The organism is Sulfuricaulis sp. (assembly GCF_040901545.1).
Classification (GTDB): domain Bacteria; phylum Pseudomonadota; class Gammaproteobacteria; order Acidiferrobacterales; family Sulfurifustaceae; genus Sulfuricaulis.
In genome coordinates, this window is sequence record NZ_JBBDYL010000008.1 from 33,527 (window position 1) to 49,135 (window position 15,609).

Genomic DNA, 15,609 nt, shown 5'->3' on the forward strand with positions numbered 1-15,609 from the left:
AAATCATGGTGATGCCCCGGCTGTTGTCCTTTGGTCTGTATCGACCTTTACCTTTACTTTAGCCAGAGTTGGAACTTGTCGATCGCTCGCTGAAAAAGATTGCCTTTTCTGATTTCCTTGAGCGCCACGAGGGGATATTCCGCATACGGTTCCCGATCCAGTTCGAGCGCCAGCGTGCCCACTGTTTCTCCCATGCGCACCGGGGCGTGTGGCGTTGCTTCCAACATCAGCCGCGCCTGCAATTTGTCGTGCCAACCGCGAGGCAGGGTCAGATACAGATTCTGCTTTACGCCTATCGGCACCGTGGACTGATTCCCCAACCAGACACGCACATGAGCCGCGGGGTCATTCGCGGCCTGGATTAGCCGTGTTTCAAAGTATCGAAACCCGTGATCCAACAGTTTTTGCGCCGCCTCGAAACGGGTGGTGTCGCTTTTCGTCCCCAGCACCACCGCAATAAGTCGCATCCCGTCACGGTTAGCGGATGCCAGGAAACAAAAACCTGCTTTCCGGGTCTGTCCGGTTTTTACACCGTCAACGCTCCAATCCCGCCACAACAGCACGTTACGATTATACTGCGTTATGCCGAGGTAGGTGAATTCCTTCTCGGCAAACAACCGGTATTGATCCGGGTAATCGCGTATTATCGCGGACGCCAGGTGCGCCAGATCGCGCGCGCTGGCTGCGTGCCCCGGTTGATCTTGGCCGGTGACATTCTCAAAGTGGCTAAGCGTAAGGCCGAGTGAATCTGCAGCGTCATTCATTTCGACCACGAAGCCGGCTTCGTTTCCCGACGCCTTATCCGCGAGCGCGATGGCGGCGTCGTTGGCCGAGAGCACGATCATGCCCTGGAGCAGTTCGTCAACGCGCGCCTTCGTCCCCGGCCGCAAGAACAGGCGCGCGCCTTTGACATTCCAAACTTGCCGGGTGATGTTTACTATGTCATCCGGGTGCAGTTTCCCGCGTTTCATCTTTCCAAATAACACGTAGGCGGCCATGAGCTTGGTGAGGCTGGCGGGCGGCACGGGCAAGTCGGCATTTTTTTCCGCCAGCAGCTGGCCGCTGTCGTGGTCCATCAGCACCCAGGATTTTGCCGCGATGTTCGGGACCGGGATGCTGGACGGCGTGGCGGCCATGGCGTGGCTGCAACACAGTCCGAAAACCAGCAGACCGGGAAATATCTTAAGCAGTTTTGAAACGGAGGGTGATTCGTGGGGCACGATCACTCGACCACGATTCGGGTATCCGTAATACCGAGTTTTGTCACGCGCTCCGACAGCTGGTCTCCTTCCTGCACATCCGCCAGCGGCCCGATGCGCACGCGGTAGAGGCGTACCGCCTCCGGCGCGCGCTCATTCGGAACCAGTGCCGATAGAATGAAGATGGGACGTTCGGTTTCACGCTGGAGACGAGCACGTAAATTGATGGCGTTATCCCATCGACTGAACGCCCCCACCTGGAGATAGAGCTTCGGACTTGAAACGGAGGCGGGTCGGGGCGGGCTGTCGGCCGCCACCGCGGAAGGAATGATTTCAATAACCGGCTTTTGGGATTGAGCGACTTGCACCGATGGGTCTTCCGGCCGGATGGCCTCGACTTCGACGATACCGGTGCCGGTGCCGAGAATGCCGAGTTTGGCCGCCCCGGCATAAGACAGATCGATGAGCCGATCGTGGAGGAAGGGACCGCGGTCATTGACGCGCGCAATAATCGCGCGGCCGTTTTGCAAATTTCTAACCCGCACGTAGGAAGGAAGCGGCAGTGTTTTGTGCGCCGCAGTCATGGCGTACATGTCGTATGGCTCGCCGCTCGAGGTGCGTTTGCCGTGAAATTTCTTTCCGTACCATGAAGCAATGCCGCGTTCGCGGTAACCGGTTGTGTCAAAGAGCGGCGTATATGTTTTACCGTAAACGGCATAGGGTTTATTTCCGGAAGTGGCCAGTGGTTCCGATTTTGGCACGGCATCCGGGATGCCGGCGATATCCACCGGCGGACGTTCCTCGGGCCCGTCGTCTTCAAAATAACCGCCGCTACGTGGTATCGTGCCACAGGCGGAGAGCAGAACAAGCAGCGATAACGGCGGAATCCACCGAAGGTCCATCATGACTGCTCCGCGCGTTTGCGTATCATTTCACTCAGCTCATAGACCGCCAGGGCGTATTGCTTGCTGTGATTATAACGCGTGATGACGTAAAAGTTGTTGTAACCCAAGAGGTAATATGGGCCGTATTCTCCTTCGAACGAAACCAGCGCGGCGCGCCGTGACGCATGCTCCATCCGGCGCGGAAAAATACCGTAATTGGTTAACTGATTCACCGGCAAGGCCGGCTTCAATCCGAGTTTCTCGATCCAGAAATACAGCGTTCCTTCGAGATGCACGTCTTCGATCAGGGGAGCGCCGGCTTCCCAGCCGTGTTTTTTCAAGTAGTGACCGATGCTCCCGATGGCATCGTCGGAACTCGAGAGCAGATTACGTCGCCCATCGGCATCGAAATCCACGGCGTACTGGCGATAACTGCTGGGTATGAATTGCGGCAGGCCCATGGCCCCCGCATAGGAACCTTTGAGCTCGCACGGATTAATATCGAGCTCGCGGGTAAGCAACAGGAATTCAGCAAGTTCCTGGCGGAAGAATGCCGAACGCGGCGGATAGTCCAACATCAGCGTGGTCAGTGCATCGAGTATGGGATAGTTGCCCAGGTTCCGGCCGAAATGGGTTTCGACCCCGAGGATGGCGATGACAATCTCGGGTGACACGCCGTATTGTTTCTGTGCGCGCGCCAAAACTTCCGCGTGTTTCTTCCAGAACTCAACGCCACGACGCACATTTTCGTCGGTTAGAAAAATTTTTTTGTATTCATACCAGGGCAACAATTCCTTGGGACGTTCCATCGCGCTCACAATCTCGGGGCGGATACGGGCACATTGAAAGGTTTTTTCGAGTTGATCGCGGGAAAATCCGTGTTTCTCGGTCATCTCGGCCGAGAAATAACGCAGCGCCGGGTATTGCTCGAATTCGAGGGCATGGCCAACCGGCGACGCCGCGAGTGACAGACCACAGATCGCCAGGGTTATTGGAATGGATAGTCGCATGGGAATTTATTCAGTAATTTTGCGGTGGGTCTGGATGCTCATGAGGATGCCCAAACCGGCCATGACCGTAACAATGGAGCTTCCACCGTAACTCATCATAGGCAGCGGAATGCCCACGATCGGGAGAATGCCGGTGACCATACCCATGTTCACGAAAAAATAAAAGAAGAAGGTGAGGCTCAGGCTTCCCGCCAGCAGACGCGTGTAGGTGTCCTTGGCGAGGTAGGCGATGAGTATCCCGCGGGTGACGATGATGGCGTAAATTACCACCAGCAACAGGCTGCCGATCAGGCCGAATTCTTCGGCGAACACGGCAAATATGAAATCGGTGGATGATTCGGGAAGGTAATCCAGATGCGCCTGACTGGAGTTGAGCCAGCCCTTGCCGTAGACGCCTCCCGAACCCACGGCGATCATGGACTGGATGGTGTGATAACCGGAGCCGAGGGGATCGGCCTCCGGATTGATCAGCGTGAGGACACGCTGGCGTTGATAATCATGCAAATAATTCCAGGCGAATGGCGCGGCAACCGCGACCCCGACAAGCAGCAGAATGATTATCCGCCAACGCATACCCGCGAGAAAAAGCACGAAAATTCCCGCGCTGAATACCAGCAACGCCGTCCCCAGATCGGGTTGTTTGATTATCATATAGGCCGGAATCGCCATCATGATAAATGCCGTCACCAGGCGCAAAAGTGTGGGAGGCAGGATGTTCCGTGCCAGATACCATGAAAGCATCATGGGTACGGCGAGTTTCATGATTTCGGCCGGCTGGAACTTGATGAAGCCGAGATACAACCAGCGTTGCGCGCCCTTGCCGATGACGCCGATTGCGAGAACCGCAATGAGCAGGATCATGCCGCCGATGAAAATATACGGCGACCATCGCTCGAGGTTTTCCGGACGTATCTGGGCCACCACGAACAGCACGGTAAAACCGATCATCAAGCGCATCAGGTGATTCAGGGTCGCGTCGAGATCCGCGGCGCTGGCGCTGTACACCACGAACAGACTGATCATCGCCAGGCTGACCAGAGCGAAAAACATGCTTTTATCGAGATGCATCCGTTCCCAATTCATGTCGATTGCCCGTTGGTCGTTGTTGAAGACAGACGTTTTATTGTCATTCAATATTTTCCTGAAGCGGAGCGGCAACAGGCGGTGTCGCGGTGATTTTACCCAGAACCACGTAATCCATGATTTTTCTTGCAATCGGAGCAGCGGCGGAACTTCCATGACCGCCATTTTCGACGACCACGGCCACGGCGACTTTGGGTTCATCGGCCGGCGCAAAAGACACGAACAGCGCGTGATCGCGGAGTCGCTCCGGGGTGGTCTTTTCGCTGTACGTCTGACCTTGGGGCACGCTCTTTACCTGCGCCGTCCCGGTCTTGCCGGCAATTTTGTACGGGGCATTGTGACCGATGCCATAGGCGGTTCCCTTATTAGTGTGAACTGCGTCGGTCAGATTCTGAATATGGATTTCCAGGTGCCGTTTGTCCTTGAGCGGAATCGGTGCATAGGCCTCGGGAACGGTTTCCCGCGCGGCCTGGGTTTTCGCGTCCACGATGGCGCGCACCAGCTGCGGCTTCATGCGGATGCCCTGATTCGCCAGCGCCGAAGTCGCCGAAGCGAGTTGCAGCGGGGTCGCGAGTATCGGACCCTGGCCAATGCCGGAGACAACGGTTTCGCCGGGATACCATTTTTCCCCGCGCGCGGCGCGCCATTCCCGCGAAGGCAAAAAGCCTTCGTTTTCGTTCATCAGGTCCACGCCGGTTTTGGAGCCGAAACCGAACGGCGCAAGGAATCGCTTTATGCCATCGATGTCCATGGCAACGGCCAGCTTGTAAAAATATACATCGCACGATTGCACCACCGCATCGTGCAGATTTACCGCGCCATGCCCGGCCTTTTTCCAATCGCGAAAGACGTGTGAGCTAGGCGGCAGGGTGAACCACCCGGGGCAGACGATCGGCGCGTCGGGCTCGAATCCGTCAAGCTCCAGCGCCGCCAGGCCGAGAAACGCCTTGATGGTCGAGCCCGGGGCATATTGCCCGTTGATTCCGCGGTTGATCAGTGGCTTGTCCGGGTCGTTGGTCAAGGTCTGATAGGAGTCCGGATCGATTCCCTTGATAAAAGGATTAGGATCGTAGACAGGAGTACTGGCAAACGCGAGCACGGCACCGGTGGCCGGATTCAACGCGATGACCGCCCCGCGCCGCTTGCCCAGCGCCTGCTCCGCCAGTGCTTGAAGTTTCGCATCGACGTTCAGGATAAGGTTTTTGCCCGCGACCGGACTGATGCGTTCAAGGATGCGCAGCGATCGCCCGTGTGCATTGGTTTCGATCTTTTCAAACCCAACCTGTCCCAACAGGGATTTTTCATAACTCGCTTCGATTCCCAATTTGCCGATGTAATCGACGCCGCGGTAGGACTTTTTGTCGATCTTCTCCAGTTCCTGTTCGTTGATTCGGCCGACGTAACCCAGAAAATGCACGCCGAGACCGGCAAGCGGGTAATGACGTCGCAGGCGCGCCTCGAGTTCCACGCCGTTGAAATACGGACGTTTGACAGCCAGTCGGGCCGCCTCTTCTTCGGTCAGATGTGAACGCAGCACGATATTTTCGAATTGCGGCCGTTCGCGCAGCAGCTTGCGGAAATTTTTGAGGTCCGCCTCGTTCAAGTTCACGACTCGGCCCAACTCCTCAAGCAGTGCATTCATGTCATCGACCTGTTCCGGAATGATCTCCAGCGTATACACCGGATAGTTCTGCGCGAGAATCACCCCGTTGCGGTCGAAAATCATGCCCCGAGGCGGTTGAATTGGAACCGGCTTGACGCGGTTGGCCTGTGACAGCGTTTCATAATGGCGGTGTGCGAATACTTGCAGGTAAACCAGGCGCGCCAGCAGCGCCAAGATCAGCGTTATCACAACTATCCCAATTATCGAAAGTCGTGCGTTGAACAGCCGGGTTTCCCGGAAATGGTCCTTGATCGGGATGTTAAGCATGTGTCAGGAAATGGCGCTCCGTCGGCGCAAATCGCGCAAGATAATGAACAACCACGGCCACAACAACGCGCCGACGATACTCGGTGTCCAGTAGCTGAACGTTTCCGGTGCCTGGCCGATCGCCCCGCGAATCCACAGCACCAGCAATTGATTGGTGATCAGCAGACCGAAAACCGAAACGGCCTGTTGCCAGCGCGGGAACATTCGCAGCTGTAAATGCAGCCTCACCGCCAGAAACGCCACGAGCGTTTTGCCGATGGCATTACTTCCCAGCAGGGAGCCGTAGAGGACATCCTGGAGAAAACCCAGCAGCCACCCGGTGCCCACGGAAACACGATCCGGGATCGCAAGACACCAGTAAATCAGCACCAGTCCGACCCAGTCAGGGCGAAACGGTTCGGCCCAAACCGGAAACGGCATGATTGTCAGAATCAGGGCCACGGAAAAAGTGCCGATCAGCGTTACCCGGCGGCGCTTATCGGGACTCCACGTCATTTTCGCGTGTCTCCGGATCGCGCCGGTTTGTTTCCCCAGATGAGCATGACCTGCTTGCCGTGGTTGAGTTGCGCCGTCGGCTTCCCGGTAACGGTGAGAAACGCTTCGTTCGAATCGTTAATAATCTTGACGACGTGTGCCACGGGGTACCCAGGCTGGAATGTTCCACCCATGCCGGAACTCACGAGGAGATCGCCTTCCTTGATGTCGGCCGAGGCGGTGAGATAAGGAATTTTCAACTTGTCCGGATCTCCCGTTCCGAAAACCAGCATCCGCAGTCCGCTCCGATTGTCGAACACGGGAATGGCATGACCCGCGTCGGTGATGAGGGTTACGCGGCTGACGCGGCTTGAAACCTGGGTAACTTGGCCCATGATGCCGTGTGCATCGATGACCGATTGCCCGACATAGACGCCATCTTGACTGCCCTTGGCCACCACTATCTTGCGCGTAAAAGGTTCGGAACTGACTTCAATCAGTTCCGCGGCCAGGACTTTTTCTGTCACCTGCGTGGCACTGCCGATCATGCGGCGCAGACGGCGATTTTCCTCTTCCAGGGTTTCGAATTTCTGCAATTTGGCCAGGAGCAGTTGTCTTTCGGCCAGCAATTTTTCATTGTCCCGGCGGAGCGCCCCGCGAGTAGTGAGAAAATCCGCGATTCCGTGGAAAACCTGGGTTGGCGCGGCCGCAATCACCTGCACGGGATAGGCCAGAAGATTCAAGCCGGCGCGTATTTTCTCGAGATGATGTCCGCGGTGGTCGAGGACCATGAGTGTCCCCGAAAGGATCGACAGCAGGATCAGCCGGGTTAAATTCGACGGTGCCCCGAAGGATCGGCCGAAAATGTTGATCATACGGCGCTCAGCAGGGGAGATGCATTGCCGGCGGCAGGGGGAAACGAGCGAAACGCGCGATTATTCGTACACAAATACATCGCCCAGTGTTTCGGCCTCCATGAGCGCCCGTCCGCAACCGCGTACCACGCAGGTGAGGGGATCTTCGGTGATGATGATGGGTAAACCGGTCTGTTCCGACAGCATGCGGTCGAAATCGCGCAGCAGCGCGCCGCCGCCCGACACGACGAGACCCTTATCGGAGATGTCCGCGCCGAGTTCCGGTGGTGTCTGCTCGAGCGCGAGCTTGATAAGGCCGATAATACCCGCGAGACATTCCGAAAGTGCCGCATGCACCTCCTGGCTGGTGAGAACCTGGCCTCGCGGCACGCCGTCGGCAATATGCCGGCCTTTGACTTCGATCTGTTTGACCTCGCTGCCTTCCCACGCGGTCCCAATTTCCTTCTTCACATTCTCGGCGGTGGCCTCGCCGATCAGCAGGCCGTATTTGCGGCGGATATAATTCACGATGGCTTCATCCATCTTGTCGCCGGCGACACGCAGCGAATGCGAATACACGATACCGCCCAGTGAAATGACACCGACCTCGCTGGTTCCGCCGCCGATGTCGAGCACCATCGAACCGGTCGGTTCCATGATCGGGAGGTCGGCGCCGATGGCGGCCGCCATCGGCTCCTCAATCAGGTATACCTCGCGCGCGCCGGTGCTCATCGCCGCTTCGCGGATGGCGCGACGCTCCACCTGGGTCGAGCCGCAGGGAACGCAGATGACGATGCGCGGGCTGGGTTGAAACAAACGATTCTCATGCACCTTGCGGATGAAATACTTGAGCATCTCGCCGGTGATGGTGAAATCGGCGATCACGCCTTCCTTCATCGGCCGGATCGCCTGGATCGAGCCCGGCGTGCGGCCGAGCATTTTCTTGGCTTCGTGTCCGACAGCAAGAATGGAACGGTTGTTACGGCTGGTGAAATCCTGTCGAATGGCGACGACCGAAGGTTCATTCAGGACAATGCCCTTGTCGCGCACAAAAATCAGCGTGTTGGCGGTGCCCAGATCGATCGCGATATCGCTGGAGAAGATACCACGGAGGCTTTTGAACATGAGGCGGATTCTACCTTGAAGCCGTTATTGAACTGGCACGATTGTACTTGAATATAGGCAACCCGTCACAGGTAGCTCATGGCTTCGGTGATAGCGAGGAAGTGCCGGGTCAATAAGAAAATCATATGGGTTTTCGATTATCGAGGCGGCAAGACGACTACGCTCCGGGGCCAGGACGGAAGCGACTGAACGAACATATTCAAGTTGTTGCATTCCGCCTCAATAATCCGCGCTAACTCTATCAACCGCGGTCGGGCGGTTCAACCGGCGGGATGAATATGGTAATTTGCGGTCTTCAGGAAAGCACGAACGCCGCGCATGTCGCAAGCACCGAAGCGGCCAACACCCAGAGTCCGAATATATTTCCATGTCCCTCACTCGCGAGCAGGTCCGCAAAATCGCGCTTCTGGCGCGACTGCATATCACTGAACAAGAGTCCATTGCCTACGCCGAGACTCTCTCCCGCATCCTCGGCTTGATCGAGCAGATGAATGCCGTGAATACCGATGGCGTCGCTCCCATGGCGCACCCGAACGAGGCGGGGTTGCGGTGGCGCCAAGATGCCGTTACCGAGTCGAATCAGCGCGAGAAATTCCAGCGAATTGCACCGGCGGTCGAGGCCGGATTGTATCTTGTTCCCAAGGTTATAGAGTAGTTTTTACGCCCGGAACGTCAAGCGCCAGCCATGATCGAAAAAACCGTAGCCGAGCTCTCCGCCGCCCTGCGCCGGAAGGAAATCTCCAGTGTCGAGTTGGCCCGGCTGTTCCTCGAGCGGATTGATAAATACAAAGACCTGAATGCCTTTATCACGGTGGATGCGGACCGCACGCTGTCCCAGGCCAAGGCGTCCGACGAGCGGTTGGCCAGGGCGGCGAATAATCCGCTGACGGGAATTCCCGTCGCCCAGAAGGATATTTTCTGCGCGGACGGCTGGCTGACGACTTGCGGTTCCAGGATCCTGTCGAATTTCGTCGCTCCCTATAACGCGACGACGGTTGACAAATTCAATCAAGCCGGCGTCGTGTGTCTCGGAAAAACAAACATGGATGAATTCGCCATGGGTTCATCGAACGAGACGTCTTATTATGGTGTGGTCAAGAATCCGTGGAATCCCGCCCTGGTGCCCGGCGGGAGTTCCGGTGGCTCGGCCGCGGCGGTGGCGGCGCGCCTCGCCCCGGCCGCCACCGGCACCGACACCGGCGGCTCCATCCGTCAGCCGGCGGCGCTGTGCAACCTCACGGGATTGAAACCCTCCTACGGGCGCATCTCGCGATACGGCATGATCGCGTTTGCGTCTTCGCTCGATCAGGGTGGACCGATAGCGCGCACCGCCGAGGATGCGGCGCTGCTGCTGAATGTCATGGCGGGGTTCGACCCGCGCGATTCGACCTCGGTGGATGAGCCGGTACCGGATTACACGCAATCGCTCAATAACGATATCAAGGGACTGCGCATCGGATTGCCGAAAGAATACTTTAGCCAGGGCCTGAATCCTGAAGTGATGAAGGTGATTGAATCCGCAATTGCGGAATTCAATAAACTCGGCGCGCGGGTGGTCGATGTGACCCTGCCCAACAGTCAACTCGCGATTCCGTGTTATTACGTCCTGGCTCCGGCCGAGGCGTCTTCGAACCTGTCGCGCTTCGATGGCGCGCGCTATGGCTTGCGCGCCAAGGACTACACGGATTTATTGGACATGTATTGCAAAACCCGCGCCGAGGGTTTCGGCGCCGAGGTGAAGCGGCGCATCATGATCGGGACTTACGCGTTGTCGGCCGGCTATTACGATGCTTATTATTTGAAGGCGCAAAAGCTGCGCCGCCTGATTGCCGAGGATTTTCGCAAGGCCTTCGAAACCTGTGACGTCATCATGGGTCCCACGAGCCCGACCACCGCTTTCAGAATTGGCGAAAAGAGCGACGACCCCGTGGCCATGTATTTAAACGATATTTACACGGTTCCGACCAATCTGGCCGGCCTGCCGGGACTGTCGATACCCGCGGGTTTCGATTCCCGGAATCTGCCGGTGGGCCTGCAATTGATCGGAAAATATTTCGACGAGGCGCGGTTGCTCAATGTGGCGCATCGCTATCAGCAAGTGACGGACTGGCACAATCGAATCCCTCCGGGATTCGATGAGTAGCAAGTGGAAAGTTGCAAGTAGCAAGGGTGTAAGATATGGGTGATTTTTCTCGCTACTTGCAACTTGTCACTTGCCACTGAATTTATGGAATGGGAAACCGTCATCGGCCTTGAAGTCCATACCCAGCTCCTTACCCGGAGCAAGGCGTTTTCGGGCGCGGCCACGAAATACGGCGCCGAGCCGAACACCCAGGCCTGCGCGGTCGATATCGCGCTGCCCGGCGTGTTGCCGGTGTTTAACAGGGAAGCGGCGCGCATGGCGGTGAAGTTCGGGCTGGCCATCGGCGCGCAAATCAATCACCGGTCGGTGTTCGCGCGCAAGAATTACTTCTATCCCGACTTGCCCAAGGGATACCAGATCAGCCAGTATGAATTGCCGATCGTGACGCAGGGAAACATCACCATCGAGGTGGACGGCGTGCCGAAGCGGATCGGAATCACCCGCGCCCACCTCGAGGAAGACGCCGGGAAGTCCCTGCATGAAGACTTTCACGGCATGACGGGCATCGATCTCAATCGCGCCGGCACGCCGCTGCTGGAAATCGTTTCCGAGCCGGACATGCGTTCGGCGAAGGAAGCCGTGGCCTATCTCAAAAAACTGCACGAGTTGGTGCGTTACCTGGAAATTTGCGATGGCAACATGCAGGAAGGCTCGTTCCGTTGCGACGCCAACGTGTCGGTGCGCCCCAAGGGCGAGAAAAAGCTCGGCACGCGCGCCGAACTGAAGAACATCAACTCCTTCCGCTTCGTCGAGAAGGCCATCGAACTCGAGGTCGGGCGCCAGATCGACCTGATCGAGGGCGGCGGCAAAGTGGCGCAGGAAACCCGCCTGTACGACTCGGATAAGAACGTCACGCGTTCCATGCGCAGCAAGGAAGAGGCCATGGACTACCGCTATTTCCCCGACCCCGATCTGCCGCCGCTGGTGATCACGGAGGATTTTATCCGTGGTGTGGAAAAAACCCTGCCGGAGCTGCCGGACGCCAAGCGCGCGCGGTTCATGCAGGATTATGGGCTCAACGCCTATGACGCCGGCGTGTTGACCTCCTCGCGTGAGCTGGCCGATTACTACGAACAGGTACTGCGCGATTCCAAAGCCGATCCCAAGATCGCCGCCAACTGGATTACAGGAGAACTCGCGGCGTTTCTGAATCGTGACAACAGGGAAATCGCCGCTTCTCCGGTGACCGTGCCGATGATATCGGGCCTGCTCAGGCGCCTCGCCGACAACACCATTTCCGGCAAGATCGCCAAGGAAGTTTTCGAGTCCATGTGGAACGGCGAGGGTGACGCCGACGCCGTCATTGCCAAGAAGGGCCTGAAGCAGATCACCGATACCGGCGCGATCGAGAAGGTGATCGAGGAGATCATCGCCAAAAACCCGAAACAGTTCGAACAATACCGTGACGGCAAGGAGGCGCTCTTTGGCTACTTCGTCGGCCAGGTGATGAAGGCCACGCAGGGCAAGGCCAATCCCCGGCAGGTAAATGAGCTGCTCAGAAAAAAACTTGGCGCGTGAGGGTAAAAACCTGTTTACGGATCTGGCCGGGAAGCGGGATTTTCAGCTCAGGCGGTTCCGCGCAGAATTTTTCCCGCTTCAGTGGCGATTTTTTTACGGCTAAAAAGCAGTTGCCAGCGATTGCCGCCGAGCTGATGCCAGAGAAACGCCGAGCGGATGCCGGCGAACAGCGCCGCGCGCACCTTGGCGGCGACGACCGGATTTCCCAGATGGCCGTGCTCGCCGTTGACCATGATGCGCGGCGTGAGGGTGCTGATGGTCTGGGTGTAGAGTTCCGCCAGCTTTTCTATCAACCGCGGATGCGCACCCTCTCCGTCAGCCGCGGTTCCAAAAAATTTCACCTGTTCGCGCGCGGCCTCGATACCCCGGCGAATGGCCTCCTGCATATCCATGTTACGGCGCAGCTTCCCCACCAAGTGAATCATGGCGATGACGTATTTGGCGATCTCGACATCGCCTGCGCCGGTTTTTCCTTCCAGCTTGTCCCGCAGCAGGCCCAGGCCGAGTTTCAGCCCGTGATGGCCGCCATAGACCGCTTCCGTTCCGGGCGCGTCTATGATCATCAGGCTTTGGACACTCGTTGTGAAAGCAGGAAGATCCATGCGACCTTCCCGCGCCAGCTGTTGCGTGAGGCGTGCGGCCTGAAACACACCGGCGAGGGCGAGCGTCCGGTCTTTACAAGTTGCGTTCATGAATAGCCGGAATCGAAGCAATTTGCCCGGGGAGGAAGTCTAGCGGACTAAATTATCCGATCCGCGCGCAAGAAAAAAGCCAGGCGCGATCATGCCGGCAAGGCCGTGCGCGGGTTAGGATGCCCGCATGCAGGCGCGCTCGACCTCGACGCGGTTTACGCCTTCAATCCCCTGGACGGCAAGCCTGATTTGCTCCATGATTTTGTCGGCATAGGGGCAAGTCGGCGTGGTGAGCTGTATTTCAAGATGGACATAATCGTCGATGATGTCCATGTCCTGGATGAAACCCAGTTCGACGATGTTGTGTCTCAGCTCCGGATCGACGACCTGCTTCAGTGCATCGTAGACCATTGCTTCCGTGACGGGCTGGCTCATTGGGCGTCCTCACCTGTGTAATCAGGATATAGTCTAGCAAATCGAATCACGCCTGTACCGCTTACCTGATTGCGATCATCAACTAACGTGGCGATCGACCGCCTGATCCGCCATGACCGCACCATGGATGTCCGGCGGACGCGGTATCGATTCAAGCAGACCAGGCATTTAACCCACCATTGCCGCCCAAGGTTTGCCGCCGACGACGGAGAGCAGCGGCGAGGAATTCTCTGTGGTGCGGGATTTATCGAAATCCAAAGGATATTGGAGTTCCTGCAAACCGGAAACTGCACGGTTGCGGATTAAGTTGGTTTTTTCCGTGTTGACTATAATAATGAGCACCGGAAGCGAGATTAATCAACGGTTGGAAAAACCATTCCCAGAATGACTTATCCAGGACAACGCCCTTCCGGCGCAACGGCATGAAGGATAAAGCGGACAAACCCAAAGTGGGACTGGTTTTGGCCGGCGGCGGGGCGCGGGCGGCCTACCAGGTGGGCGTGCTCAAGGCCATCGCCGAGCTGCTGCCCCCGGATATTTCAAACCCGTTTCCGATACTCAGCGGTACGTCGGCGGGAGCGATCAATGCGACCACGTTGGCGATCTATGCCCCCTGTTTTCGCGAAGGGGTGCGACGGCTGGTATACGTGTGGCGGAATTTTCACGTGCACCAGGTTTTTCGGGCCGATGCGTTCGGGGTGATAGCGAACGGTTTGCGCTGGTTTGCCGTCGTCGTGCTGGGCGGGTTGGGGCAGCGCAATCCGCATTCACTGCTCGACCGCACGCCGCTGCGCCGATTGCTGTACAAAACGCTGCCCTTCGTCAAGATTCAGGACGCCATCAACGCCGGGGTGCTGCATGCGCTCAGCATAACCGCTTCGGGATACAGTTCGGGACAGTCGGTGACGTTTTACCAGGGCGTTTCCTCGCTTGCCACCTGGAAACGTGCGCGGCGGGTAGGCAGCGCCGCCAATATCACGATTAACCATCTCATGGCTTCGTCAGCCATTCCGTTTGTGTTCGCGGCGGAAAAGATCAACCGTGAGTATTTCGGTGACGGTTCCATGCGCCAGATCGCGCCGATCAGCCCCGCGCTCCATCTGGGCGCCGATCGTGTACTCGTCGTTGGCGTCCGCCTGGAAAGCGAGACCCTATCGTCGCGAACCGAGACGAACGAATATCCTTCCATCGCGCAGATCGCCGGACACGTGCTGAACAGTATTTTTCTCGACAGCCTCGAGGGGGATATCGAACGGTTGTTGCGCATCAATAAGACCATCGGTCTGATTCCGGCGGAACAGTTGCGCGAGGCCGGTGTCACCCTGCGAAATGTCGATGTGCTGGTGATTGCTCCGAGCGAGAATCTGGAAAAAATCGCCGCGCGTCACGCGCACCACCTGCCGCGGACGATCCGTTACCTGCTGCGCGGGCTTGGATTCTTGAACCGCAACGGATCGAATCTTGTCAGTTACCTGTTGTTTGAAAGACCGTATTGTCGTGAATTGATCGACCTGGGCTACAAGGACGCGATGACCCGCAAGGACGAGATTGTGCAATTTCTGGAGGTGCCGTCCGAATGACGCGCTTGTTCATTACGCTCGGTGTGGTCTTCATCATCGTGGGCTTGGCCTGGCCCTGGCTCGGCAAGCTCGGACTGGGACGCCTGCCCGGAGATATCGTGATTGAGCGGGAGGGGTTCCGGTTTTATTTTCCGATCACGACCATGGTGGTGGTCAGTCTGGTGGTGTCGGCGATTTTCTGGTTGTTTCGGAAATAGTCGGTTGCTGTCACCCCGGCGAAAGCTTTTTACTCGTCATTCCCGCGTAAGCGGGAATCCAGGCAGTAAATAACCAAAAGCCGCCGAAAGGCGGCTTTTGACTTTTAATCCCCTCTCCCCTTGCGGGAGGTGAGGCGGAGTTGTCGTGAATGTCCAGTGGACATTCACGCCGCCGAACGGGCGCAAGCGATTTTCTTGCGCCCCGGCGGGAATAATTAGGGAGAGGGGTGGTTTTGTGTCGCCTTCGGCGACGCATACTTGTGGGTGGCTGACCCACGGCAGGTGACTTTGGACTCAGACCATCCCTGGTCTTCGCCCTGCGGGTGCGTTGAAGCGCGTCCAATTTTGCTCCCGACAAATTATGTTTTCGGCAACAGTCACCAAAACCATTCCCCCCGGAGCGCGCGCAAGCTTCCTTCGCGCCCGGGGTGCGCCGATCCGCGGCGCGCCCGTTCGGCGGCATGGAAGTCCACCGGATTTCCATGAATACTCCGCCTTGTATATCCCATCCTGTGGTACAAGATAACGGTTCGGGCGTGACAGAT

Annotated in this window: 15 protein-coding genes; 5 read left to right on the plus strand and 10 right to left on the minus strand. The window is 57.5% G+C overall.

The annotated features are described in order from the left end of the window. Positions 1-53: 53 nt before the first annotated feature. From WD823_RS02435 to WD823_RS02470, 8 genes are read right to left on the minus strand one after another with little or no spacing between them, the layout of a single operon-like run. On the minus strand, positions 54-1,220 hold the full coding sequence (locus tag WD823_RS02435; RefSeq protein ID WP_368427891.1) for a D-alanyl-D-alanine carboxypeptidase family protein: 1,167 nt from the start codon (positions 1,218-1,220) through the stop codon (positions 54-56). 2 nt (positions 1,221-1,222) lie between these two features. After that, positions 1,223-2,104, minus strand: a complete 882-nt coding sequence (locus WD823_RS02440; RefSeq protein WP_368427892.1) for a septal ring lytic transglycosylase RlpA family protein — start codon at positions 2,102-2,104, stop codon at positions 1,223-1,225. Continuing rightward, positions 2,101-3,093, minus strand: coding sequence for a lytic murein transglycosylase B (gene mltB, locus WD823_RS02445; RefSeq protein WP_368427893.1), 993 nt, complete (start codon positions 3,091-3,093; stop codon positions 2,101-2,103). Before mltB ends, WD823_RS02440 begins: the two co-directional genes overlap by 4 nt. 6 nt (positions 3,094-3,099) lie before the next feature. Further along, positions 3,100-4,227: a rod shape-determining protein RodA gene (gene rodA, locus WD823_RS02450; protein WP_368427894.1), complete on the minus strand. Its 1,128-nt coding sequence runs from the start codon at positions 4,225-4,227 to the stop codon at positions 3,100-3,102. Further along, positions 4,220-6,106 carry a penicillin-binding protein 2 gene (mrdA, locus tag WD823_RS02455; RefSeq protein WP_368427895.1) on the minus strand — a complete coding sequence of 629 codons (1,887 nt, stop codon included), beginning with the start codon at positions 6,104-6,106 and terminating at the stop codon, positions 4,220-4,222. The genes rodA and mrdA overlap by 8 nt, the downstream gene beginning before the upstream one ends. 3 nt (positions 6,107-6,109) lie before the next feature. Next, entirely contained in the window at positions 6,110-6,601 is a 492-nt protein-coding gene (gene mreD, locus WD823_RS02460) for a rod shape-determining protein MreD (protein ID WP_368427896.1), read from the minus strand. After that, positions 6,598-7,455 carry a rod shape-determining protein MreC gene (gene mreC / locus WD823_RS02465; RefSeq protein WP_368427897.1) on the minus strand — a complete coding sequence of 286 codons (858 nt, stop codon included), beginning with the start codon at positions 7,453-7,455 and terminating at the stop codon, positions 6,598-6,600. Before mreC ends, mreD begins: the two co-directional genes overlap by 4 nt. Positions 7,456-7,515: 60 nt before the next feature. Continuing rightward, positions 7,516-8,559 carry a rod shape-determining protein gene (locus WD823_RS02470; RefSeq protein WP_368427898.1) on the minus strand — a complete coding sequence of 348 codons (1,044 nt, stop codon included), beginning with the start codon at positions 8,557-8,559 and terminating at the stop codon, positions 7,516-7,518. A gap of 367 nt (positions 8,560-8,926) precedes the next feature. Here WD823_RS02470 and gatC point away from each other — a divergent pair, with 367 nt between their 5' ends. The 3 genes from gatC (at position 8,927) to gatB (ending at position 12,220) form a co-directional block, all read left to right on the plus strand. After that, entirely contained in the window at positions 8,927-9,214 is a 288-nt protein-coding gene (gene gatC, locus WD823_RS02475; protein ID WP_368427899.1) for an Asp-tRNA(Asn)/Glu-tRNA(Gln) amidotransferase subunit GatC, read from the plus strand. A gap of 30 nt (positions 9,215-9,244) precedes the next feature. Continuing rightward, positions 9,245-10,702, plus strand: a complete 1,458-nt coding sequence (gene gatA, locus WD823_RS02480) for an Asp-tRNA(Asn)/Glu-tRNA(Gln) amidotransferase subunit GatA (protein WP_368427900.1) — start codon at positions 9,245-9,247, stop codon at positions 10,700-10,702. 84 nt (positions 10,703-10,786) lie between these two features. Then, a complete protein-coding gene (gene gatB / locus WD823_RS02485) occupies positions 10,787-12,220 on the plus strand; it encodes an Asp-tRNA(Asn)/Glu-tRNA(Gln) amidotransferase subunit GatB (RefSeq protein ID WP_368427908.1) in 1,434 nt (477 codons plus the stop codon). A gap of 47 nt (positions 12,221-12,267) precedes the next feature. Here gatB and hflD read toward each other — a convergent pair whose 3' ends face one another. After that, positions 12,268-12,912, minus strand: coding sequence for a high frequency lysogenization protein HflD (hflD, locus tag WD823_RS02490; RefSeq protein WP_368427901.1), 645 nt, complete (start codon positions 12,910-12,912; stop codon positions 12,268-12,270). Positions 12,913-13,026: 114 nt separating this feature from the next. Then, positions 13,027-13,287, minus strand: a complete 261-nt coding sequence (locus tag WD823_RS02495) for a metal-sulfur cluster assembly factor (RefSeq protein WP_368427902.1) — start codon at positions 13,285-13,287, stop codon at positions 13,027-13,029. A 422-nt stretch (positions 13,288-13,709) separates the two neighbouring features. On the opposite strand from WD823_RS02495, the gene WD823_RS02500 reads away from it, so the two are divergent. Further along, entirely contained in the window at positions 13,710-14,867 is a 1,158-nt protein-coding gene (locus WD823_RS02500) for a patatin-like phospholipase family protein (protein WP_368427903.1), read from the plus strand. Continuing rightward, a complete protein-coding gene (locus WD823_RS02505; protein ID WP_368427904.1) occupies positions 14,864-15,064 on the plus strand; it encodes a DUF2905 domain-containing protein in 201 nt (66 codons plus the stop codon). The genes WD823_RS02500 and WD823_RS02505 overlap by 4 nt, the downstream gene beginning before the upstream one ends. Positions 15,065-15,609: the final 545 nt, after the last annotated feature.